General features: G+C 57.2%; 19 protein-coding genes. 11 read left to right on the top strand and 8 right to left on the bottom strand.

The window, feature by feature from the left end; translation table 11 throughout:
* Positions 1–2 precede the first annotated feature (2 nt).
* The 4 genes from ACE3OA_RS16975 to ACE3OA_RS16960 form a co-directional block, all read right to left on the bottom strand.
* Complete coding sequence (locus tag ACE3OA_RS16975) at positions 3–2,180, bottom strand: Mu transposase C-terminal domain-containing protein (RefSeq protein WP_374312868.1); 2,178 nt, start codon at positions 2,178–2,180, stop codon at positions 3–5.
* On the bottom strand, positions 2,177–2,701 hold the full coding sequence (locus ACE3OA_RS16970; RefSeq protein WP_374312866.1) for a hypothetical protein: 525 nt from the start codon (positions 2,699–2,701) through the stop codon (positions 2,177–2,179). The genes ACE3OA_RS16975 and ACE3OA_RS16970 overlap by 4 nt, the downstream gene beginning before the upstream one ends.
* A gap of 437 nt (positions 2,702–3,138) precedes the next feature.
* Entirely contained in the window at positions 3,139–4,743 is a 1,605-nt protein-coding gene (locus ACE3OA_RS16965) for an AAA family ATPase (protein WP_374312864.1), read from the bottom strand.
* The gene (locus ACE3OA_RS16960) at positions 4,740–5,075 is read right to left on the bottom strand and encodes a DUF6634 family protein (protein ID WP_374312862.1); all 336 of its coding nucleotides are present in this window, start codon (positions 5,073–5,075) and stop codon (positions 4,740–4,742) included. The genes ACE3OA_RS16965 and ACE3OA_RS16960 overlap by 4 nt, the downstream gene beginning before the upstream one ends.
* 406 nt (positions 5,076–5,481) lie before the next feature.
* Between ACE3OA_RS16960 and ACE3OA_RS16955 the strand changes: the two genes are divergently transcribed.
* The 6 genes from ACE3OA_RS16955 to ACE3OA_RS16930 all read left to right on the top strand — a co-directional run bounded on the left by ACE3OA_RS16955 (position 5,482) and on the right by ACE3OA_RS16930 (position 14,430).
* On the top strand, positions 5,482–8,223 hold the full coding sequence (locus tag ACE3OA_RS16955; RefSeq protein ID WP_374312860.1) for a class I SAM-dependent DNA methyltransferase: 2,742 nt from the start codon (positions 5,482–5,484) through the stop codon (positions 8,221–8,223).
* Positions 8,224–8,234: 11 nt separating this feature from the next.
* Positions 8,235–10,289 carry a DEAD/DEAH box helicase gene (locus ACE3OA_RS16950; RefSeq protein ID WP_374312858.1) on the top strand — a complete coding sequence of 685 codons (2,055 nt, stop codon included), beginning with the start codon at positions 8,235–8,237 and terminating at the stop codon, positions 10,287–10,289.
* Positions 10,282–11,472, top strand: a complete 1,191-nt coding sequence (locus ACE3OA_RS16945) for a GIY-YIG nuclease family protein (protein WP_374312856.1) — start codon at positions 10,282–10,284, stop codon at positions 11,470–11,472. Before ACE3OA_RS16950 ends, ACE3OA_RS16945 begins: the two co-directional genes overlap by 8 nt.
* A 122-nt stretch (positions 11,473–11,594) precedes the next feature.
* The gene (locus ACE3OA_RS16940; RefSeq protein ID WP_374312854.1) at positions 11,595–12,227 is read left to right on the top strand and encodes a hypothetical protein; all 633 of its coding nucleotides are present in this window, start codon (positions 11,595–11,597) and stop codon (positions 12,225–12,227) included.
* Positions 12,228–12,237: 10 nt separating this feature from the next.
* Positions 12,238–13,326 (top strand): ComEC/Rec2 family competence protein, encoded by a 1,089-nt coding sequence (locus tag ACE3OA_RS16935; protein ID WP_374312852.1) that lies wholly within the window; start codon positions 12,238–12,240, stop codon positions 13,324–13,326.
* A 3-nt stretch (positions 13,327–13,329) separates the two neighbouring features.
* On the top strand, positions 13,330–14,430 hold the full coding sequence (locus ACE3OA_RS16930; RefSeq protein WP_374312850.1) for a hypothetical protein: 1,101 nt from the start codon (positions 13,330–13,332) through the stop codon (positions 14,428–14,430).
* A 59-nt stretch (positions 14,431–14,489) separates the two neighbouring features.
* Here ACE3OA_RS16930 and ACE3OA_RS16925 read toward each other — a convergent pair whose 3' ends face one another.
* The 3 genes from ACE3OA_RS16925 to ACE3OA_RS16915 form a co-directional block, all read right to left on the bottom strand.
* Complete coding sequence (locus ACE3OA_RS16925) at positions 14,490–15,392, bottom strand: ComEC/Rec2 family competence protein (protein WP_374312848.1); 903 nt, start codon at positions 15,390–15,392, stop codon at positions 14,490–14,492.
* Between the two features lie 231 nt (positions 15,393–15,623).
* Positions 15,624–19,346 carry a vitamin B12-dependent ribonucleotide reductase gene (locus ACE3OA_RS16920; protein WP_374312846.1) on the bottom strand — a complete coding sequence of 1,241 codons (3,723 nt, stop codon included), beginning with the start codon at positions 19,344–19,346 and terminating at the stop codon, positions 15,624–15,626.
* 292 nt (positions 19,347–19,638) lie between these two features.
* Positions 19,639–20,649, bottom strand: a complete 1,011-nt coding sequence (locus tag ACE3OA_RS16915) for a DMT family transporter (RefSeq protein ID WP_374312844.1) — start codon at positions 20,647–20,649, stop codon at positions 19,639–19,641.
* A gap of 42 nt (positions 20,650–20,691) precedes the next feature.
* On the opposite strand from ACE3OA_RS16915, the gene ACE3OA_RS16910 reads away from it, so the two are divergent.
* From ACE3OA_RS16910 to ACE3OA_RS16890, 5 genes are all read left to right on the top strand, one after another.
* The gene (locus ACE3OA_RS16910; RefSeq protein ID WP_374312842.1) at positions 20,692–21,156 is read left to right on the top strand and encodes a GNAT family N-acetyltransferase; all 465 of its coding nucleotides are present in this window, start codon (positions 20,692–20,694) and stop codon (positions 21,154–21,156) included.
* A gap of 140 nt (positions 21,157–21,296) precedes the next feature.
* Positions 21,297–21,650 (top strand): NADH:ubiquinone oxidoreductase subunit NDUFA12, encoded by a 354-nt coding sequence (locus ACE3OA_RS16905; RefSeq protein WP_374312840.1) that lies wholly within the window; start codon positions 21,297–21,299, stop codon positions 21,648–21,650.
* 54 nt (positions 21,651–21,704) lie between these two features.
* Positions 21,705–22,181: an outer membrane lipid asymmetry maintenance protein MlaD gene (gene mlaD, locus ACE3OA_RS16900; protein ID WP_374312838.1), complete on the top strand. Its 477-nt coding sequence runs from the start codon at positions 21,705–21,707 to the stop codon at positions 22,179–22,181.
* 13 nt (positions 22,182–22,194) lie between these two features.
* Positions 22,195–22,434 (top strand): hypothetical protein, encoded by a 240-nt coding sequence (locus tag ACE3OA_RS16895; RefSeq protein WP_374312836.1) that lies wholly within the window; start codon positions 22,195–22,197, stop codon positions 22,432–22,434.
* Complete coding sequence (locus ACE3OA_RS16890) at positions 22,431–22,892, top strand: DUF2155 domain-containing protein (RefSeq protein ID WP_374312834.1); 462 nt, start codon at positions 22,431–22,433, stop codon at positions 22,890–22,892. Before ACE3OA_RS16895 ends, ACE3OA_RS16890 begins: the two co-directional genes overlap by 4 nt.
* Here the strand turns inward: ACE3OA_RS16890 and aat are convergent.
* A complete protein-coding gene (aat, locus tag ACE3OA_RS16885; protein WP_374312832.1) occupies positions 22,832–23,515 on the bottom strand; it encodes a leucyl/phenylalanyl-tRNA--protein transferase in 684 nt (227 codons plus the stop codon). The genes ACE3OA_RS16890 and aat overlap by 61 nt on opposite strands.
* Positions 23,516–23,536: the final 21 nt, after the last annotated feature.

The following is a 23,536-nucleotide window of genomic DNA, read 5'->3' as shown; positions in this document are numbered from 1 at the left end:
GATTAGTCCACGGACCAATCGTCTTCGTCGCCTGCGGTCGGAATGACCGAAGTGCGTTTAGGGATACGGGGATTGGGAACAGCGTTCGATCGGGTCGTCTCTGGCGATACAGGACCCTCGGGCACCGTCACAGCAGCAGATGGCGGAGGTGGATCATCGCCGACTTCATATTCGATGGGAGCCTGCGCGGTAGCAGGGCGACTCTCGGCAATACGAAAGGTCTTGAAGAGGTCCCGTTCCAGAGCCTTGAGTTCCTTCATGCTCATCAGAGGCGAGTCGAGACCAGCAGCCGTGACTGCGTTGTCGCCCATGGCACTGAGATCCTGGATCGCCCGAGACATGATCGGCCAGGATTTCTCGGCGTCATCTAGGTTTTGCCGCTGCTCTTGGCGCCGTGCGGCCACCCAGAGCGGGAGCGCCGTACCCGCCATCGGTTTAATCGCTGGGACAGAAATCCAACCCTTGGCACCTTCGACTGAAATCTCCCCCATATCGGCCTGATCGACTTTCACATGGACTTGCTTTTGGCCAACCTCCCGGCGGATCATTTGGAGAGCTTCCGACTGGTAGTACATGCCCATGAAGAAAATGCCCTTACCGCTGATTCGCTTGTGGATGGAGGTCCCAAAGATGAGCCGCATATCGTCGATAACGGGAGCTGGCTCGATGCCGTACTGGCGCGTCAGGCTGAGCCAGGCGTTGTAAGGGGTTTTCTTGTTGAGACCTTCATGAGGAGCGTTGTGATAGATATCGTTAATCCACCGGACGATCGCCTTATTCAGTTCGGCGAACTCCAAACTGGCGTCTTTCTCGGAGTTGTATCGACCCCGCTGACCAACATTGGAGAAGGTGCGCCCCGTGAAATTGAAGAGAAGTCCTTGATCGATGGTTCGGAACGAGCGCTCGATGGTGCCGCGAAGTTCTGGAATGCCAGCAGGAGCGGTTTCGTCGTGAGCGCCAATAGCGTTAATGACACGGCGAACTTCGTCAGCAGTGTAAATCACGCCGCCATCGTGAACGATGCGGTCGGGTCGACCGTGCATGCTCCAGGGCGTGCCGCATCCAAACCGAACGGCAAGCTCGTTCTTGTCTGAAACGACCATCTGCAGGCAACGGATGACATCCGCAGCGGTGGCACTACCTGGCACCAGATATGCGGCGACAGCGCATCGTGTTGCAACATCCAATACGGAGATGAGGGAGCATCGGATTCGGGCGATTGCGTCTCGTTCCTTGTCTGTGAGCATCAGCCAATCAGGTGAGCGGCGCAGAAGGACGTGGAGATGTGTTTTCCATTCATCGGTCTCCAAGCGTTCGAAAGGCCTGACGACCTCCAGACCTCCGCGCGAGAAGATGAACTTCTTCTTGGCTGCGTCGATACCCTGTCGCGCCGCCGTGGCGTAGATTGGGTCGAGGCGTCGAGCTGCTCGATAGACGGCCTGGATGTCAGGCACTTCCAAATCGAGGCCGGGGCGTTCTGCGTTCCGTTTGTCGATCTCGATTTTAACCTGGTGAAAGGCCTTCCTGACGTTGGGAAGGCGACGATCGAGAAGAAGACCCACCTTTTCGTCGATGATTTCCTTCACCTCGTGGTGATGGCGGTCGCTCGTGTTTCCGCTCCGGCTGTTACCGGGCAGAAGTGACAGCGGGTTGAATCCGGATTTTACGTACTTGTTGATCCAACGAGTGAGCGTCGTGTCACAAGGAGGATTACGAATCTCGACACTTTGCCCAGCTCGACCGGAACCCTTTTGGTGCCGCTTCTGCGTGGCGATTTCCCCAGAAATGATGGCGATGGCCTGCAGCATCGGCTTCTTGGATCGGCTCACCCAGGCAAGCTCGGCTTCCATCTGAAGGAATCGGTCGCAGTATTCCTTCCGCCAGATGATGGTGTCTTTCTCCGTATCGGTGAGATCTTCCCAAGCACGATCATGTGTCGTCGATCTGACAAGCGCGGCCTGCGGGCTATAGAACTGGCGGTCGACTTTCAGTTCACGCGCCTTTAGAAGCATGTCGACCTGGGAATGCGTGAAGGTCTCGAAGAGATCACTGCCATCCATTCGTTTCAGGTGATGGCAATAATGATCCGAGTCACAGCAGCGATAGGCGACGTTGTTGATCGTCAGCCGATCAGAACTATTGAAGCGATAGATCGGCGTGACTGGAGTGAACACTGTCATGCGACTTTTCGCTTCGCTGTGCGCACGACGTAATTTTCCGGCGAAATCCGCCCGCCGTTCGCCAGTGCTAGATAGCCGTTGTCGATAAGACTGACCACGTGTCGAAAGATGCCATCGACATCGGCAAACATGGTCATAAGCACGCCAATCTTCACGGCGCCGTTCAGTGTTGAAGCGAGCTCGCGCAGTGGTGCGTAAATTTGATGGACCGGGATACCGCCGCAGGCCCACAGAATCTCCGCGTTCTTGGCCATATCAGCGGTGATGGTTTGTTCGCTGTGGACGACGACTTTGTTGGCGAACTTGCGGCCAAGCTGATGGCGTGCCGCCTCGATCTTTTCTCGAATATGGAAGCGCTCCATCGTGCCTTCATACTGCACGACAAAGGCGGTCCGCGTGCCGTCAGCATAGTCGACAAGGTAGTCGAATTTGCACTCGCAGATTTCCCCGTCCGCCGTTACGTAGGACACGGGGGCGGGGCGATCCTGGATCGAGATCACGTTGCGATTGACAAGCATCATGTAGAGAAACTCCGCCTGCAGATGGTTCTTATGAATCAAGGCGCGATTTGTCCGCGGGTCGACCAGGCTACCGTTGAAGCGGTGGCGCGAAGTCGGCTTCAGGGGACGTTCGGCAGTCGAGCTTTGATGGAGAAGGCGCGCCTTCCCACCGTAGGCGTCTACTTGGCGCAGACCCCTATGCGGCAGCCCCCGGCGGTGGTGGGCGCGGCAGGTTCCAACGTAATGAGATCGTTGGCCGGAAGCGGAAACTGGGGGATATGGGTATCAGAAGACATGGGATGACCTTTCAGATGGAGGCGAATAACTGCAGTGCCGTCACCAAGCGGTGACGGAGTTATTTGGCTGCAGCTATTTGTCTAAAGGTCGTCTTCATGGTGTGCATTGTTAGCAGATCCTTCCTAGTTTGTCGATCGAAATCTTCAAAAAACATAATAATATCAGTTAGTTGAAGAAAATTTGTCTCGACTTTTAAGGATCACGCCGACGATGAGCTGTAGTTTGCGAAGCGAGCCACCCGGCCAAGATGATCGCATCGCATCGAGTTCCACCTGATCGAACGAGCCCACCCATCTCGGGTCCAGGCCCTGTTCCTCATGTAGTGTAGCCATGATGCGGCTGGCCAAAGGCACCAGATGTTCTGCGGTCGGAGTTGGAAAGATAATGCGTCTGCAGCGATCACGCAGCGGAGCTGGAATCCCGTTCATGCTATTGGCCGTTCCAATCCAAAGAACATGTCGGAGGTCAACAGCCGCTTGAACGTAAGGATCATGCCATCGCTCGGACGATTGCGGTTCAGTCATGCTGAGCAACGCATCTAAGAGCGATCCGTTTTGCTTTGAGGTGGCCACTTTCTCAGTTTCATCAAGCAGGATGCCTGGCGAAGCAAGCATATGCCGCAGCATCAGCGAAAGAGGCAGGCAAGCCTCTCCACTGCTCCAGCGGCGAGCCGTGCCAGCCAGCGTGGCGTCCGCAACACCACCGCAGCCGTAGAGTTCGTAAGGGACGCCGAGAAGTTCAAAAAGCCTGCGAGCAAAGGCCGTCTTCCCACTTCCGGGGGTGCCGACAAAAATCGTCGGTCTGAACTTCACATGGTCGCGGCCCCGTAGATCATTGATGACGTTCTCGATAACAGGCGCCGCGTAAGAGAACTCGGTTAGTAAAGTCTTCCGGACGACTGCAAGGTCCGGCATGGGTAGCAACGGAAGGGGCGTATTCAAGATCGCCTGGAATTGCTTGACGATTGCTCTGCCTTCGGTGGAGGCAGGGCTGCCAATCTCCCTCATCACCACGGCTGTAGGGATGTTCTCCACATCAGCATCATCAGCTTCCTCGCCCGAGGCAGAATCGGCACCCCGTTTCTTAAGAGCTGTAAGGCGCGAGACTGCCTTGCGATCCTCTCCGGCTGTATCTGCCGAGATTTGTTTTTGGATTTTCGCGGCAGTGTCGACCTCGGTTACGATACGGTCCACCATCCTGAAGCCAAGTTCGTGGGCGATGACATGGCGCGGCTTCCAGTATCGCGGGAACCCCTTTGCTTTCCCGGCCGCCACCAGAACCCAACCGACGCCAACCGTACTGAAGGCGAGAACCTGCTCACCTGGTGTTCGTGGATCGTCAGCCAGATCGAAACAGTATCCGGCGATCCTCCACGCTGTCTCGTCACTGCCAGAGACGGCCGCATAGAGCTCACAGCGTCGGGCACTTTCTTCCCACATCACCTCATGCTTCTCATCCTCGTCCGCAGTGAAGCGAAGAGCCTGTGCCGCGGTGAGGCACGTTTCGGCATCAGTTGTTAGTGAAAGAGCGAGCAGGGCCTCCTTTGTGGGTTCAAACGTTGCCCAGTGAGGTTTCAAGCGGGTCATGAGGCGTTGCGCAAATACCTTGGCGTCGTGCTGCATGTCCCCGCCGCAAAACCCCTGCATCTGGAGCAGCTCATGCAGCGAAGGAAGATGGAGGCCCGTTTCGGCCGCCGCAGATCGGCGCTTGAACGCTTTGGCGCGGCGTGATCGAGCTAGGATTTCCTCGTTTGATACCTCGCTCATTGCACCTTCTCCTCCACTTCCTGGAGGGAAGCGCCGAGCTTGTACCAGCGGCTGTAAGTTCGTGCCCAACGAGCCGCGTGGTCTCCTGCCCAAACCTGCGAAGTCGTGATTTCGCTCATTCCAAGCAAAGGATGGCCGACGGACGTGCCTTTCAGGCATGGCGCAGACCTGATGGCCATGCGCCAGCCTACGAGGAGCGGGGCGTCCGCCAAATCGGCTGCGGTTGGAGCTTGTCCTGCGGCAATCCTCTTCAGGTCCGCGAGGAGGGCTTCGAGGGTACGGATTTCGGCGAGGGCGTACGCAAGCATGCGCCCTTCATACGGTGGCTTCATGGAGTTCACCTGCAAATTGGGATTGGGGCGGCCCCAGGAGGCCCAGGGCGGCGGCTAATGCAGGCGACGGAAAAGGGAGCGGTTAAGCAGCCATGGCGCCACCTGCAGCCTGACGTATTCGCAGGCGGCAGGTCGGGAAGGTCGTTTCGCCAGCAGAGTGAAGATAGATAGTCATGCTGGGAACATAAAGCGAACATAGAGCCGGAGTCAACACCCCAGCATCGTGAAAAACTGTGCTCCTGTAATTGCTTGCCAGTGTAAGGAGAATGAGCGAATTTCCTACAATCTCAAGGAATCATCGCGTTTTTCCGGGGGTAGTGTACGGCCTGACGATACCATTTTCCGGATCGTGCCTGTCAGGTCCGGCACGTTCAGCGCGTAGGCATGTCTAGGGGCAGCAATCACAATGAACGCCGTCGAGATCGAGGAAGCCATATCGACTCTCGCCGAGCAGCCGTTTGACGCTGCAGAATTCCCGTACCTTTTCCTGCAAGCGTTCGGGAACAAGGAGACGACGCTTAGAAGGCTGCGCAAGGGCGAGACAAACAAGTCCGATCTCGGCGGCGTTTTGCAAACTAATCACATCCACATAGCATCTGCCGCGCCGGGAGAAGTCACCAAGACCTTGTTTGCGCTCAAGGCCAGCCCGATGACGGGAAAGGCCAAAGCCAAATTCGTCCTTGCAACGGATGGCGCGACCTTTGAAGCCGAAGATCTGACAAGCGGTGGCACCGTAGCCTGCGCTTACAAGGACTTTCCTGACCATTTTGGCTTCTTCCTGTCACTGGCGGGTATTACAACCGTCGAACAGGTTAGGGAAAGCTCCTTCGACATTCGGGCGACCAGCCGTCTAAATCGGCTCTATATCGAATTGCTAAAGGACAATCCCGACTGGAGTACGTCAGCGCGTAGCCATGACATGAATCACTTCATGGCTCGGCTGATCTTCTGCTTTTTCGCTGAGGATACAGATATTTTTCGTAGCACTGGTCTGTTTACGAACACGGTCGAACAGATGAGTGAGAAGGACTCGTCCAACACCCACGAGGTGGTTGGAACGATCTTCCGCGCAATGAATACAAAGATTGAAGATCGTACCGCCGCGAAGCTGCCTCGCTGGGCAGATGCTTTTCCGTATGTGAACGGCGGTCTGTTTGCGGGCAGTACAGACACTCCACGCTTTAGCAAGATCGCGCGCTCATATCTAATCCACATTGGCAATCTCGATTGGAAGAAAATCAACCCGGACATTTTCGGGTCGATGATCCAGGCCGTCGCGGATGAGCACGAGCGTGGCGCCTTGGGTATGCATTATACAAGCGTGCCGAATATCCTGAAAGTTCTGAACCCTCTATTTCTCGATGACCTACGGGCTAGGTTAGAGGAGGCCGGAGACAACCCACGCACGTTACTCAATCTTCGGAAGCGCATGGCGAGGATAAGAGTATTCGATCCCGCCTGCGGGTCTGGCAATTTCCTCGTCATCGCTTACAAAGAGATGCGGTTGATTGAGGCGGAGATCAATAAGCGACGCGGTGAATCAGATCAGAATAGTGAAATCCCACTCACAAATTTCCGAGGAATCGAGCTGCGAGATTTTCCAGCCGAGATCGCACGGTTGGCGCTAATCATCGCGGAATACCAATGTGACGTTCTCTATCGCGGCCAAAAGGAAGCCTTGGCAGACTTCCTGCCGCTGGATACACAAAACTGGGTTACCTGCGGCAATGCCCTTCGTGTCGATTGGCTAAGTATCTGCCCGCCCACCGGAACGGGGGTGAGGTTACAGGCCGACGATCTCTTCGCGACGGCGCTGGATCAGGCACAGATCGACTTCGAGAATCAAGGTGGTGAAACCTACATTTGCGGCAATCCACCTTACTTGGGAGGGAAGACGCAATCGCCAGAGCAGAAATCTGAATTGGCTTCAGTCTTTGGCTCAAGCGAGAGCATCGGCGAACTGGACTACGTTTCTGGATGGCTGTTGAAGGGCGCAGAATGTGCTGCTACGACGCACGCAAACGTGGCCTTCGTGGTGACCAATTCGGTGAACCAGGGCGCGCAAGTGCATCAGTTGTGGCCGCGAATATTCAGCCTGGGTATCGAGCTGTTCTTCGCCCACAAAGATTTTAAATGGGCTAACAACGCAACACATAATGCCGCTGTTATTTGCTCGATCGTCGGTCTCAGACCTAAAGGCGGGAAGAAGAAGACTTTGTTCTTTGACGGTCTTGCACGTGAGGTGGATTGCATCGGTCCATATCTTGTGCCGGGCCATGAGATTGTTGTCGAGCAGGCCTTAGCGCCAATTTCCGAGTTAAGTCCAATCATTACGGGCAACAGCCCTTATGACGGCGGAAATTTGCTGCTCACGGCAGAAGAAAAATCGGATCTACTGTTGCGCTATCCAGAAGCGAAATCCGTGGTCAAACGCCTGTATGGGGCGAAGGACTACTTAAGCGGCGATCAACGATACTGTTTTTGGATCGATGACGCCTCTCTTCCCTTGGCAATTTCCATTCCTGAAATTCAAGGTCGGATAGAGAAGGTTCGTGAATTTAGACTGTCCGGGGGGCAAGTTGCCCGAAGTCTATCGTCGCGACCCCATCAGTTTCGATATACACACCAGGCGAAGACGCACTTGATTATCGCCCCCCGAGTTTCTTCGGAGCGCCGACCATACATCCCGTTTGGGCTACTCTCCGAGGATTGCATTGTTTCTGACTCCGCTCAGGCAATATATGACGCGGAGTTATGGCACCTGGCCATTCTTCTTAGCCTTCTTCATATGGCGTGGGTGAGAACTGTGGCAGGCAAACTCAAGACGGATCTGAGATACTCCTCAGCCTTGTGTTACAATACGTTTCCAATGCCGCGATTGACCGACAAGAACAAGGTTGATCTCACCAGATGCGCCGAAGATATCTTATTGGCGCGAGAGAAGCATTTCCCAACCACTATCGGCGACCTTTATGACCCAGATGGAATGCCAACCGATCTGCGTGAAGCACATGATCGCAACGATGAAGTGCTGGAGCGCATCTTTATCGGTCGTCGCTTTCGAAACGATACCGAGCGGCTAGAGAAGTTGTTTGAATTGTACACCAGAATGAGCGCCGGAAGCAGGGCGACGAAGAAGGCGAAATAGAGGTTGAGGAAATGACGGACGGCATCAAATCAGTTCCATCTATTTCTGTTTCTTACGCCCGCAACGGTAGCTCGACAAAAGCCAACGCCTTGGGGATGCGCTTGATGCAGGAGCGCGCATACGAAAGGCGCGGTGAGCAATATCTACTGATCAAGTCGCCACCCGCATCTGGCAAGAGTCGCGCGCTCATGTTTATAGCCCTCGACAAGCTAGCCAATCAGGGAGTTAAGCAAGCGATCATCGTTGTGCCGGAGAAATCGATTGGTGCGAGCTTCCATGATGAGCCGTTGGCTAAGTTTGGCTTTTGGAGCGACTGGAAAGTCGACCCGAGATGGAATCTCTGTGATGCACCTGGCACTGACAATGGCGGTAAAGTTAATTCTTTAGGCGCGTTTCTGGATAGCAGTGAAAAGGTGGTTGTTTGCACTCATGCAACCTTTCGCTTCGCCGTCGAGAAGTTTGGTATCGAAAAGTTCGATGGTCGGTTGATTGCTGTAGATGAGTTTCATCACGTATCGGCCAATCCGGACAATAAACTTGGACAGCATCTGGGACAATTCATCGCTCGCGACAGAGTACATATTGTAGCGATGACGGGTTCATATTTCCGCGGAGATGCAGAGGCAGTTTTGGCTCCCCAGGACGAAGCAAAATTCGATACCGTAACCTATACATACTATGAGCAGCTCAACGGCTACGAATACCTCAAGAGGCTCGATATTGGATACTTCTTCTATTCCGGTTCCTACGTCGACGACATCCTCCATGTCCTCGATCCGGAGGAGAAGACAATCATTCACATCCCCAGCGTCAATTCACGAGAGAGCACCAAAGATAAGATCAAAGAGGTCGAACATATCATTGAGGAACTGGGCGAGTGGCAGGGGACCGATCCCAACACCGGATTCCAGTTAGTCAAATCCCCTTCGGGCCGCATCCTTAAGATCGCTGACCTTGTTGACGACGATCCTAGCAAGCGTGAGCGTGTTTCAATGGCCCTAAAGGATCCAGGGCAGAAGAGCAATCGTGACCATGTCGACATCATTGTCGCGCTTGGAATGGCTAAGGAGGGATTCGACTGGATTTGGTGCGAGCATGCGCTGACTATTGGATATAGGGCCAGCCTAACCGAAATCGTCCAAATTATTGGCCGTGCTACGCGTGATGCGCCAGGCAAGACCCGCGCCCGGTTCACCAATCTAATTGCGGAGCCAGATGCCTCGGAGCAGGCGGTCACAGAAGCCGTAAATGATACGCTGAAGGCCATCGCGGCCAGCTTGCTTATGGAACAGGTCCTGGCGCCACGTTTCGAGTTCAAACCCAAGAATCCGGGTAACACCGCTACCCCTGGTTTCGACTATGGCGAAGGTGGGTACGATCCCACCAAGTGCAACGTGGGCTTCAGCGAGGAGACGGGGGAATTCCAAATTGAGATAAGAGGGCTGGCAGAGCCTAAGAGTAAGGAAGCACAACGCATCTGTCGTGAGGACTTAAATGAAGTCATCGCGGCCTTTGTGCAAGACAAGCCCACTATAGAGCGGGGACTATTCGACGAGGAGCTCGTCCCAGAGGAACTTACTATTGTTCGGATGGGGAAAATCATAAAAGAAAAATACCCAGAACTTGAGGACGACGATCAGGAAGCAGTGCGTCAGCATGCCGTAGCAGCCTTGAATCTTACGCAGCAGGCCAAGAGAATCGTTCTGGATGACGATGAACTTCCTAGTGCCAATACTGCGCTCATTGACGGTGTTCGCAAGTTTGCGATGGATGTGCGCGAGCTGGATATCGATCTTATCGACCGCATCAATCCTTTTGGTGAGGCGTACGCAATCCTCGCGAAGACAATGAGCGAAGAAAGCCTGAAGCAAGTGGCGGCAGCGATTTCAGCTAAGAGAACTACTCTGAATGCTGAAGAGGCTCGTGAATTGGCGAGGCGAGCGCTCAAATTCAAGCAGGAACGCGGACGACTCCCATCGATCACGTCAAGCGATGCCTGGGAGAAGCGCATGGCTGAAGGAATCGCATTTTTAGCGCGGATGAAAGCAGAGGCAGCCCGTGGCTAAGGGATTTACCGATGAAGATGATGCCCTTCTTGAGGAGCTAGGGGTCGAGGTTGACGTCAAGAAAGATACTGGCCGGACAGCGAGAGAGGAGCGTGTGATCACGGGGTTTGAAGAAATCCAGCGTTTCGTGGATAAGCACGGTCGCATGCCTCAGCATGGTGAAGGCAACGATATCTTTGAACGGCTTTACGCCATGCGCCTCGATCGACTGCGGGAGCAGATTGATTGTCGGGCCATACTTGAACCATTGGATCGCCAGGGGATTCTTACGGGAGCGAGTGTTGCTGCTCCTACCGTGGACACTCTAGATGATGATGCACTTTTGGCCGAATTGGGCGTGGATGTAGCTGGAGACCACATCTCCAGTCTGCGGCATGTTCGTTCCGCCGCCGACAAGCGGGCGGCCGAAGAAATCGCAAACCGTACGAAATGCGAAGACTTCGAGCAGTTCAAGCCGTTGTTCTTGGCAATTAAGGGAGATCTCGACGCGGGTATCCGCGAAACCCGTCCCTTTCAGAAAATGGCCGAGATTAAGAAGGGTGAGTTCTTTGTCGTCGGAGGTCAGGTTGCCTATGTTGCGGAAGTTGGCGAGGAGTTCATTTCGCAATATGAACGCCGCGACAGCCGTCTGCGAGTGATCTATGACAACGGAACGGAGAGCGATGTGCTCCTGCGTTCCTTGCAACGGGCCCTTCACCGTGACGGGACGGGGCGGCGAATCACCGACCCTGTGGCAGGACCGCTGTTCTCTGAAGAAATTGAAGAGGGCGACCAGTCGAGTGGCACGATCTATGTACTTCGCAGCCAGTCAGACGATCCTGTTGTGGTCGCCAATCGAGGTGTTCTGCACAAAATTGGGGTCACAGGCGGAAAAATTGAAACTCGCATCGCCAATGCCAAGCTTGATCCGACTTTCCTAATGGCTGACGTTGAGATCGTCGCAACCTACAAGCTTTCTAATATCAGCCGTGTAAAATTGGAAAACCTCATTCACCGGATCTTCGGTCCGGCTCGGTTGGATATCGAGATTAAAGATCGCTTTGGAAATGGCATTCTTCCGCGCGAGTGGTTTCTTGTGCCTTTGTTCGTGATTGATGAGGCAGTTGAGCGAATAAAAGACGGAACGATCACTAATTATAAGTACGACCCGATGAAGGCTTCTCTCGTTAGCAGTACGAAATAGCTAACCTCCGCCAGCCTGTTTCGAGCATCTCTGTTATCTGATATAGACACCCATAGGTAGAGACGATTCGTTTCGAGTCGCCTCACAATAGTGTGCGGGCGTGGTGCTCGAAAGAGGCGTCTATGTCTGATCCATCACTTAAGGACGGGAACAAGATCAAAATTCTGACCATCTTGGTCGCGAATCTTATTGTCTACTATCTCGCCGTCAAAACGGATGCGCTCTTTGCCACAGATTGGTCCACTCTCGCCAATTCGCTGGTAGAAGGAGCCCCTGCGGGCATCCTGCTAATTCTAAGCGGGATCGCCAATGCTCAGCTTTCGCCGATGGCAAAGGCGCGCATTTCGTTCCTTCGTTGGAATGATCCGCTTCCAGGCAGCCGAGCATTCTCTCACTACGCTCAGACCGATCCGAGAATCGATCCCGCCGCTCTGGCGCAGAAATACGGAACTCTGCCGACGGACCCCAAGGATCAGAATCGGCTTTGGTACAAAATGTATAAGTCGATCGAGAACGAAGCGGCCGTTCTGCAGGTCCATAGAGAATATCTCTTCACCCGAGACTACAACGGTTTGGCGCTATTGATGCTCATTGGCCTGGGTATCGCGGGAGTTATCCAAATCCCGTCCTTGGAAACTGCGGGGTACTACGCGGCAATCCTTCTCGCACAGTTCTGGTTCACAGGGCAGGCGGCGCGCCATCATGGGCAGCGCTTCGTTACGACCGTGCTCGCGCGGTGCGGCGCCAAGGAATAAGGGGAGTTCCATGGCGGACTATTTCGAAATCGATTTTCTCGACGTGGAGACCACGAAGAGTGGCGACGCTATCGCCTTGCGGTACTCCGTAGGTGGACAGGTACAAATCCATGTGGTTGATGGCGGTTACGTCGACACTGGGTCGTCTTTGGCAGCTCATATTCGCGCGCACTATGGAAACCCTGGGATCATAGACCGAGTCATCGTTACTCATCCTGATGGGGATCACGTGAATGGTCTGCGAACCATTCTTGAGGAGTTCCAGGTCAGGCAGCTCTGGATGCTGCGCCCGTGGGAATATGCGGCTGAGCTGCTGCCACGGTTTGCACGCTTTAATAATGTCGAGAACCTGAAAGCGCGCCTGAAGGAGATATATCCCTATATCGCAACCTTGGAAGATATCGCGAAGGCAAAGGGAATACCCATCGGCGAACCCTTCCAGGGAACTCTACTTGGTCCTTTCGCCGTTCTCGCTCCCACGAGAGCGCGGTACTTGGACCTAATCGTGGAGTCCGACAAGACACCCGAGGCGACGAAGGAACTGTTCGAGGCAGCGGCAGCCGCCATTGCTGAGCTTGGGGCAAAAGTGGTCGCGAAGGTGACCTTGAAGCTGTCTGATTGGGGGCTTGAAATATTCTCCCCCGAGGAGACCAGCGCCGAGAATGAGATGAGTGTGGTGCAGTACGCTAACATCTGCGAACAAAAAATACTTCTGACCGGGGATGCTGGACGCGGAGCGTTGGCCGAGGCTGCGGCCTATGCTCCTGTGGTTGGCCTCAATCTACCTGGTATCAATCGATTTCAAGTCCCGCATCATGGCTCTCGACGGAACGTATCATCTGCGCTTCTGGACCAATGGGTAGGCCCGAAGCTGGCCAATAAGATTGAGCCGGGGCAAGGGACCTTTTCCGCAATCATCAGCTCAGCTAAAGCGGACCCGGATCATCCGAGGAAGGCGGTGGTAAGAGCACTGATGCATAGGGGCGCAAATCTCTACACCACTGAAGGAAAGACGGTCTGCTCGTACAAAGACTCCCCAGCAAGGGCAGGTTGGAGTGCAGTGACACCTGAAGCCTATCCAGACGATCAAGAGGAATAAGCTGTGGCCGAGCCGGAACACCAATTTAGCGGGTATAATCTGGATGCCATGAACGAGACAGATGTTCGCGAGGCGATAGTATTCCCTCTGCTCCGCGAGCTTGGTTACAGGCATGGATCTCCAGCAAACATTGTTACCGAGAAGAAGCTCCGCTACGCGAATTCCTTTCTCGGCCGAAAGAAGGATACGGATCCACCTCTGGCAGGCAGAGCCGATTACATCTGCGATGTCGTCGGCTATGGGCGTTGGGTAATTGAGGCAAAGCCACCAACCGTGCCCATTAGCACCGATGATATCGAGCAAGCGTATTCATACGCGGCGCATCCTGAAATAGGTGCCTTGTTTTTTGTTGTTACCAACGGTCGCGAGTTCCAGGTCTATCGAATTGGAAATGCGACCGATCCAATCTTCAGTTGGAAACTCGAAGAGACTATGGATCGCATGATGGCGATCCGGAATTTGCTCGGACCAGATGCTATTCGAAGGCGTGTCGAGATTCATATTGATCTCGGAAAGCCACTGGCTCTGGGGTATGGATCGCACATCAAAATTGCTGGTGGCTCGCTCACCTACCAAGATTTTTCTAGCAATTGGGGCATGCTCGATCAGACTGGCGTGCTTGAACAGCAGAAGGCCGCGATTGTCGGAGGAGAGATTTATCGGTTGCCTGATGGTCGTATCGAAGGGCACGTTGAACAGGCTGGACCCTATGATCTTTTTACCTCGATCGCGCAAATGGGCGGCGCTGACATCCTGAAATTTTCATGTTCCGAGGAGTACATTTCGACTCAGAAGTCCGATCCCACCATTATGCAGAACTTCGTGGATTGGAAGCTCGCTGCGGGGACGCCTTTACCTGCCTCCTTGCTAATCCAATTTGGCGGGTTGAGAAACTTGCCCTTCAAGGTCTATGCAACGGCGCTCACCGAAGTCGTCGGCTATATCGACGGCGTCACTTTGAAAGGGTCCTTCACGGTCAAGTTTTCGCTGGCCCTTAGTGCATGGCAGGTCCGCTTACCAGCGGGAGCAGTTCCAAGTCAGATTGAAGCGGATTCTGCTGGGATATTTGAGGTGAACATACAGGATTGGGGGGGGAGGGGCTGAAAAGGCCTTCGCGCCCTCCGGCTGAATACGGCCAGCCTGCAAAGCGAAATGGCAAAAACCTACGCGGTACGCCTACCGTAGCTTTCAAGCAGCCCTCCGAGGCCCACACGATCTAGTGATGTGCCGACCCGCGGGGCCGACTTGTGTTCGGTGTAGATCATGTAGTTGCCGTTCGCCTGCACATGAATCCGCATATGCCCGTCAGATCGTGTCGTCAGAACTTTCCGCATGGGATAGGCGCCCAAGGGATAGCTCATATCCGGGATTCCTTGGACGCGGTCCCCGTACCAGCTCACGGTCTGCTGAGTATCGTGTTTGTGCTCGTAGTCGGAAAAGATGACGACGTGGGGACGGCAGAAGTTGAAGAGTTCCGGGCATTGCCCGTTACGCCGACCGTGATGCGAGGCAACGAGGACCGTGACGCGAGCCAGGCGGCGGCGGAAATCCGGACTGACCAGCAGGTTCCTCCAGCCGTCGGCTTCCAAATCGCCGCCAAATAGGATCGTGAATCCGCCTTTACCGACAAAGAGCGGCATGCTCAGGTCGTTGGTCTCGGTGAATGGGTTGCCGTAGTTATTCCAGAACGAATGCCACCAAAAGTCCGGGAAGGCAGCGTTCGGCCCGAAGTTGGGGCCAGCGACGGCAAGAATTCGCCACAAGGCCCACAGCGCGTCATTCATGCCACCTTCCTCCTTCATTCGCAGGAAGGTTTCGGCAGAGATCGAATGATTGCTACGAAACGCCTTGAAACCGACGTGGTTCATCAGGTCAGGAAGATCGTCGACATGGTCGCTGTCCAGGTTCTGGACAAACAGCATCTCCATGTTTTGCCCGGAATAGCGGATCGACGGGAAAAACGGGGCCTCTAGGCCATAGCCGCAGTCGATCATAATCTTGCGACCGTCGGACGACGTGACCACGGAACAGGCGCCATGGCCTACGTTGTGAATATCGATGAGCATACTCAAGCTCCTTCGTTAATGCCCCATCTCCCTCTGCCGTTGCCCCTAATCGCTCACCTGAGTTGCCCTCAGGCTCTCCTTCTAAAGAGCCACCCCCAGCGCCCGATTCGGGGCCTTCTGGGGGTGGTTTTCAATCTACTGCACGCTGTTGAGTCATTTACTGCAAGCTATGCACCCATTTTAGATAAACTATGAGTCACATCTCACCCTTGGTTGACCTCTTCCAAAACCTTATGAGCAGCCGCTGGTCGAGCCGCAGGTGGTGCACTTCATGCAGGTGCCGTTGCGCACCAGGGTGAAGTTGCCGCACTCGCCGCAGGCGTCGCCCTCATAGCCCTTCATCTTGGCTTCGCGGATCTTGCTGAGGCGGGAATCCACGGCCTGCACGACCGAGGCGCTGACGCTGGTCTGCGTCGCCGTCACCGAGACGCTGGACATGCCGTTGCCGCCGTCATTGCCGCCATGGCTCGCCGAGGCGTGGGCATGGGCGTGGTCGTGATCATGGGCATGATCATGCGCCAGCGCCGTATTGCCGACGGTGCCGCCCATCATCGAGGCGTTCTTCAGCACGATCAGGTTCGAGCGCACATAACCGGTCGAGGTGATGCGGCGCACGGCTTCGACGCCGCGATCCGTCGTTTCCTTTTCCGGCAGGGCCTGCTCGTCGGCGCCGCTGCCCATGGCGTCGTGCAGCAGATCGGAGGGCTGCACGTGAGCGAGATCGTTGCGGCCGAGATAGGAGACCGCGAGTTCCCGGAACGTGTAGTCGAGGATCGAGGTCGCCATTTTGATGGCATCGTTGCCTTCGACCATGCCATTGGGCTCGAAACGGGTGAAGGTGAAGGCCTCGACGAATTCCTCGAGCGGCACGCCGTATTGCAGGCCGATCGAGATGGCGATGGCGAAGTTGTTCATCAAGCTGCGGAAGGCGGCGCCTTCCTTGTGCATGTCGATGAAGATCTCGCCCAGCTGCCCGTCTTCATATTCGCCGGTGCGCAAATAGACCTTGTGGCCGCCGACGATGGCCTTCTGGGTGTAACCCTTGCGGCGCTCCGGCAGGCGCTTGCGGCCCTGCTCGACGATGCGTTCCACAATGCGCTCGACGATGCGTTCGGCGACGATGGGGGCGCGGGCCGCGGCCGGCGCTTCGATCACGTCGTCGAGAGTGTCTTCATCGCCCAGCACCGAAGCCGAGAGCGGCTGCGAGAGCTTCGAGCCGTCGCGGTAGAGAGCGTTCGCCTTGATGCCGAGCTGCCAGGAGAGCAGGTAGGCGTTCTTGCAATCCTCGACGGAAGATTGGTTCGGCATGTTGATGGTCTTGGAGATGGCGCCCGAGATGAAGGACTGGGCGGCGGCCATCATGCGGATATGGCTCTCGACCGAGAGATACCGCTTGCCGATACGGCCGCAAGGATTGGCGCAATCGAACACTGAGAGATGTTCGTCTTTGAGGAACGGTGCGCCTTCCAGCGTCATGGCGCCGCAGACATAGGTGTTGGCGGCTTCATATTCGGCCTTGCTGAAGCCGAGCGAGGTCAGCATGTCGAAAGTGGGGCTCGCCAGTTCCTCGGCCGAGAAGCCGAGTTCGCCCTGGCAGAAGCCTTCGCCGAGATTCCACTTGTTGAAGACGAAGCGGATGTCGAACGCCGATTCCAGCGACGCTTCAAGCTTGGCCAGCGTGTCGTCGTCAAAGCCGCGGGCCTTGAGGCTCTGATGGTTGATGTAGGGCGCATCCTTCAAGGTCGCGTGACCCACGGCATAGCGCACCATCTCGTCGATCTGGGCCGGGCTGTAGCCCAGTGTCGTCAGCGCGTCCGGCACCATGCGGTTGATGATCTTGAAATAGCCGCCGCCGGCGAGCTTCTTGAACTTCACCAGGGCGAAGTCGGGCTCGATGCCGGTGGTGTCGCAATCCATGACGAGGCCGATCGTGCCGGTGGGCGCGATGACGGTCGATTGGGCGTTGCGATAGCCGTGCTTTTCGCCGAGCGCGAGGGCTTCGTCCCAGGCGCGCTTGGCGGCGTCGATCAGGCGCTTGTCGGTGCAGCTCTTATGGTCGAGCACGACGGGAAGGACGGAGAGGCCTTCATAGCCGGTGGTCTCGCTGTAGGCGGCGCGACGGTGGTTGCGGATGACGCGCAGCATATGGTCGGCGTTCTTGGCATAGCCCGGGAAGGCGCCGAGTTCGCCGGCCATCTCGGCCGACGTGGCATAGGCGACGCCGGTCATGATCGCGGTCAAGGCTGCGGTGATGGCGCGGCCTTCTTCGCTGTCATAGGAGAGGCCGATCGACATCAGCAGGCCGCCGATGTTCGCATAACCGAGGCCCAGCGTGCGGAACTCGTAGGAGAGCTGGGCGATTTCCTTCGACGGGAACTGCGCCATCAGCACGGAGATTTCGAGGACGATGGTCCACAGGCGGACGGCATGCTCGTAGGATTCGATGTCGACCAGGCCGTCGGCGCCCTTGAAGGTCATCAGGTTCAGCGAGGCGAGGTTGCAGGCCGTGTCGTCGAGGAACATGTATTCCGAGCACGGATTGGACGCGTTGATGCGGCCGGATTCCGGGCAGGTGTGCCATTCGTTGATGGTGGTGTCGAACTGCACCCCCGGATCGGCGCTGGCCCAGGCGGCCTGGCCGATCTTTTCCCACAGGTCGCGGGCTTTGAGGGTCTTGTGGACCTTGCCATCGGTGCGGCGGATGAGATCCCAATCGCCATCCTGCTGCACGCGCTCGATGAAGTCGTTGGCGATGCGGACGGAATTGTTCGAGTTCTGGCCCGAGACGGTCAGATAGGCGTCAGAATCCCAATCGGTGTCATAGGTCTTGAAGTCGATCTTGCTGTAGCCCTGGCCGGCGAAGTGGATGACGCGCTGGACGTAATTGTCCGGCACCTTCGCCTTGCGCGCGGCGCGGATCGCGGCCTTGAGGGCCGGGTTCTGCTTCGGGTCGAGCTTGCCCGGGCCTTCGCCGTCATGGGCGGCCTTGATCACCTTGTTGAGGTGTTCGTTGCAGGCATGGCTGCCGGAAACGAGGGCTGCCACCTTCTGCTCCTCGAGCACCTTCCAGTCGATATAGGCTTCGATATCCGGATGGTTGAGGTCGACCGTCACCATCTTCGCCGCACGGCGCGTGGTGCCGCCCGACTTGATGGCGCCGGCAGCGCGGTCGCCGATCTTGAGGAAGCTCATCAGGCCCGAGGAACGGCCGCCGCCGGAGAGCTTTTCACCATCGCCGCGGAGTGCCGAGAAGTTGGAACCCGTGCCCGAACCATATTTGAAGAGACGCGCCTCACGGACCCAGAGGTCCATGATGCCGCCTTCGGAGACGAGGTCGTCCGCGACCGATTGGATGAAGCAGGCATGGGGCTGCGGGTGTTCATAGGCGGAAGCGGAAAGGGTGAGCTCGCCGGTCTTGAAGTCGACATAGTGATGGCCCTGGGCCGGACCGTCGATGCCATAGGCCCAATGCAGGCCCGTGTTGAACCATTGCGGGCTGTTCGGCGCACCCATCTGGCGCGCCAGCATGAAGCGCATTTCGTCATAGAAGGCGAGGGCGTCTTCCTCGGTGTCGAAATAGCCGCCTTTCCAGCCCCAATAGGTCCAGGTGCCGACCATGCGGTCGAAAACCTGCTTGGCGCTGGTCTCGCCGCCGAAGCGCTTCTCGGCCGAGAGTTTCACCAGGGCTTCCCGGTCGGCCTCGCGGCGCCACAGGAAGTCCGGCACGTCGCCTTCCACCACGGGGCGCATCGCCGCCGGCACGCCCGCCTTGCGGAAGTACTTCTGCGCCAGCACGTCGCTCGCCACCTGCGACCAGTCGGCCGGGACCTCGATATCCTTCAGCTGAAAGACGATCGATCCATCCGGATTCTTGATCTCGCTCGTGGTACGGCGGAACACGATTTCCGAATATGGCGACTGGCCGGCTTTGGTGAAACGACGTGCAATGCGCATCTTCTTGGCCCCCGAAAGTGATCTTTATCTGCCCTTCACGAACCGAATCCTCGCCCCTCTGCAGAATCTGGTTCAGCAAAACGGGGTAAAGGATTGGTTCGGCGCGCCTATATCTAGGTGCCTAGAGTGGCGCCGTGACCAGATATTGATGCCGCGAGGGGTCGAGCAGCAACTAGAAAATATCAAGATTTGGTGATTATTAATCTTGACGCCCATAGATGTTGAGGATGCCCCCGGTTTATGGGCCTTTCTGGATCATGCTGCAGCGCAAAATGCCGATATTAACCGATTCTCATTTTTTGTGACGTCCGCTGACGCTCGAAAAGATGATGGAAATCAACAGGATGAGAGTGCCGATCCATTGCTGCGGCGACGTCGCTTCGCCTAGGACCAGGGTCGCCGCGACCAGGCTGATGGCCGGTTCGAGGTTCAGGGTCATGGCTGTTTCGGTGGGCGACAGGGTTTTCATCGAGCTGAACCAGCAGATCATCGCCGTTACATAGCAGGCGGTCGCCCCCAGATAGCCGACCCAGCCCATGCCGCTGGCCGGCAGAGCCACGCCGCCGACCGCGCCCACATAAAGGGTGGCAAGGCCGATCATCCACAGATTGGCCCAGAAATTCATGACGCGTGAGTCGACACCGTCGAGATAGGCCCCGCCCCAGGTGACGAAGCCGGCGACACCCAATGAGGCGATGAGCGCCAGGGCCGCGCCCCGCCAGTCGAGCGAGATCTGGCTGGAATCGAAGGCGATGCCGCCAAGATCGACAGTGAGGCCGATATCGCGCCCCAAGGCGATGACGAGCCCGGCAAAGGCCGTCACCAGCAGCAGCGCGCGCAATGGATTGATCTTCTCGCGGCCGGAAAGGGCGGCAAAGACCGCCACCAGCAGCGGATAGGTATAGAGGAGGATGACCGCGAGACTCACCTTGATGAAGGCTACCGAGCTCAGATAACCCACCGACATCATCATCAGGCAGATGGCGATCCAGAAGGTGGCGCGGAAATTCCGTCTGGGCAGGCGGAAGGTTCCGCCGGCGAGCTTCAGAATGATCCACAGGGCAATGACCAGGGCCGTGAAGCGCGACCAGACCAGCAGCATCGGCGTCGCCCCGCCCTGATAGGCAAGGCTGGCGAAAGTCGTGATCAGGCTGACGAAGACGGTGCCGACAAGCAGCAGGCCCAGTGCTGCCCAATGGCTGCGGCCTTGGGCGATAGGTTGGTCGCTCAGGATGGTCCCCCGAAGAAAATGCGCCCGCTTTGCGCGGATCCGTGTAGGGGCCGAACATGGTATAAAGTCCACGAAGCGTCAAACAGCCCTCCGCCCCCTGAGATATCTGCCAGCATGATCCGCTACCCGCGCGCCGCCCCGGAAGACGTGCCGCAGCTCGTCGGCCTCATCCATACCTGCTTTGCCGAACTGGCGAATTTGACGCCGCCCTCCGGCGCCATTGCCGAGACGCCGGCCGCCATCGCCGCGCTGCTGGCCAAGGGCGCCCTGGTGAAGGCGGTCATGGACGGCGAACTGGTCGGCTGCGTCGCGGCGGAGCCGCGCGGAGACCATGTCTATGTGGGAAGGCTCGCGGTGCTGCCGGCGCGGCGGCGTCTGGGAATCGCGCAAGGGCTGCTTGCGGCAGTTGAGGATTATGCGCGGGAAGTGGGTGCCGGCGCGCTGCGGCTCAATGTCCGGCTGGTTCTTTCCGGGAATATCCGGCTGTTCGAAGGGCTTGGCTACCGCATCACCGGCCAGGGAAGCCATCCCGGTTTTGCGGTACCGACCTACCATGTGATGGAGAAGCGGCTCGTTTGATCCCCCATATGTGGGGGAGGCTGCGAATCCCGTTCCTTGCCTGTCAAACGGCTGGCTTGTATAGTCCCGCCCGAGTTCTTAACCTGTTGCTCTGATTGGCCCTTCCTGGCCCTTGGCGACACAAGACGGCGAATCACGCGATGAGCATCGGCACACGGCTTTTCACCTGGCTGAACGGCGAACTGGTCGGCACAGACGAGTTCGGCAACAAATACTACGTTCACCGCCGCATGAAGGGGCATAAGCGCGAAAAGCGCTGGGTTCTTTATAATGGCGAAGCAGAAGCCAGCCGCGTGCCGCCGGAATGGCATGCCTGGCTGCACGCAACCACTGCCGTGGCGCCGACCAATCGTGCCAAGCCCAAGGATTGGCAGAAGCCGCATGAGCCGAACCGCACGGGTACCGAGCTTGCCTATCGCCCGCCGGGCCATACATTGATGGGCGGCCAGCGCGCCAAGGCCACCGGCGATTACGAACCCTGGTCGCCGGCATAAACGCGTCGCCGCGACGTCCAGACGCCACTCCGCCAACCGCCAGGGTTAGTATCCATGCAGCGCAACGTTCTTGAAACCATCATGGGTGCCGTGGTGCTGATCGCCGCGGCGGCGTTTCTCTACGTGATCTATAGCGGCAGCGGCATCAAAGAGGATCGGGGCGGTTATCAACTGACGGTCCGCTTCGACCGCGGCGGCTCCGTTCTCCCTGGTACCGATGTCCGCATCAGCGGCGTCAAGATCGGCGCCGTCACGTCACAGGATTTCGACCCCAAGATGTTCCAGGCGGTCGTGAAACTGAACATCCGCAGCGATGTCGAATTGCCGGTCGACAGCTCGGCCATCATCACCAGCGACGGCCTGCTCGGCAATTACTACATCAAGCTGGAACCGGGTGCCGAGGACGCGCTGCTCAAGAACGGCGATGAAATCGCCCATGCCCAGGGTGCCCTTGATCTGGTCGAGCTGATCAACAAATTCGTGGTCGGCGGCTCTGCGGAAGAGAAGCAGGAAGAATCAGCGACGCCCTGAAGGCGGCAAAACGATGAGCAAGGACAAGCCGAACGCTGGTTTTGAAGTTCCGGTCTGGAAACAGCCCGACGGCCAGCCCGTTTCCTGCCTCGAAAAGGTCAAAGTCCTCAATCAGAATCTGATCGAGATCAGGCAGCTGGCGCAGGATGCGCTGGAGGATGCGGTGCTGATGGGTTGCGATGAAGCGCAGATCCGCGCCGTCTTCTACGATCTCGTCGCGAAACTCGAGAATCCCTACGGAAAGAAGTCATGAAGTTGAGTTCGGCTGGCGTGGCAATGGCGGGCTTGGGTCTCTCGCTCGCCGTCACCATCGCCATTCCCACCGCGCTGGCGATCCCTGGCGACAATGTCGTCCTGCGCGCCATGGACAAGATCACTGCCCGCGTTTCGACCATCACGGTGCCCGTGGGCGGCACGGTGACCTTCGGTTCGCTGCAGATCACCGCCAAGGCCTGCGACAAGCACCCGCCGGAAGAAACGCCGGAAGCCTCGGCTTTTCTCGATGTGGTCGAGGAGAAGCCGGGCGAAGCACCGCAGCCGCGCTTCCAGGGCTGGATGTTCGCCTCGAGCCCGGCGCTCTCAGCCCTTGAACATCCGGTTTATGACCTCTGGGTGCTCGATTGCACCAGTGACGACGCACCCGCCGCGGCTCAGCCGGCAGAGTCGGCGCCGGCCAATTCCAGCACCACTGAATCCGGCACCTCGCAATAGAAGGTGGCGGGCTTCGCCAGCGCGATATTGAGGCGCACGCGATAATCGTCGCGCGGGATCTCAATGGCGCCGAAGCGGGCGAGATGCTTGGTCACGAATTGCGTGTCGAGCAGGGAATAGCCGCCATAGCGCAGCCGCGCCACCAGATGCACCAGGGCCACCTTGCTGGCGTCGGTCGCCCGGCTGAACATGCTTTCGCCGAAGAAGGCGCCCCCTAGGCTGATGCCATAAAGCCCGCCCACCAGCGCTTCGCCGTTCCATACCTCGACGCTGTGCGCGTGTCCCATGAGGAAGAGTTGACGGCAGAGATCGAAGATCGTGTCGTTGATCCAGGTCTGGCCGCGGCCCGGGGCGGGGGCCGCGCAACCGGCAATGACCGCCTCGAACGCCTTGTCGCAGGTGACGCGGAAGCCGTCCGCTTCGTTGGCCAGGCCCTGGCGGACGGTTTTCTTCAGGCTGCGCGGAATGTGGAAGGAGTCGAGGGGCAGGATGCCGCGCTGCTCGGGGTCGATCCAATAAAGTTCGGGGTCGTTGCGGGCTTCCGCCATCGGGAAAATGCCGATCGCATAGGCGCGCAGCAGCATTTCTGGCGTAATCTTGGGCGGCTTGACCCTGTTGGACATCGACACCTCTGCTGTCCCGGT

Origin of the sequence: Dongia sp. (assembly GCF_041906375.1) — a bacterium.
GTDB lineage: Bacteria > Pseudomonadota > Alphaproteobacteria > Dongiales > Dongiaceae > Dongia.
The sequence above is the reverse complement of the archived record's forward strand: the minus strand, read 5'-3'. Positions and strand labels throughout refer to the sequence as shown.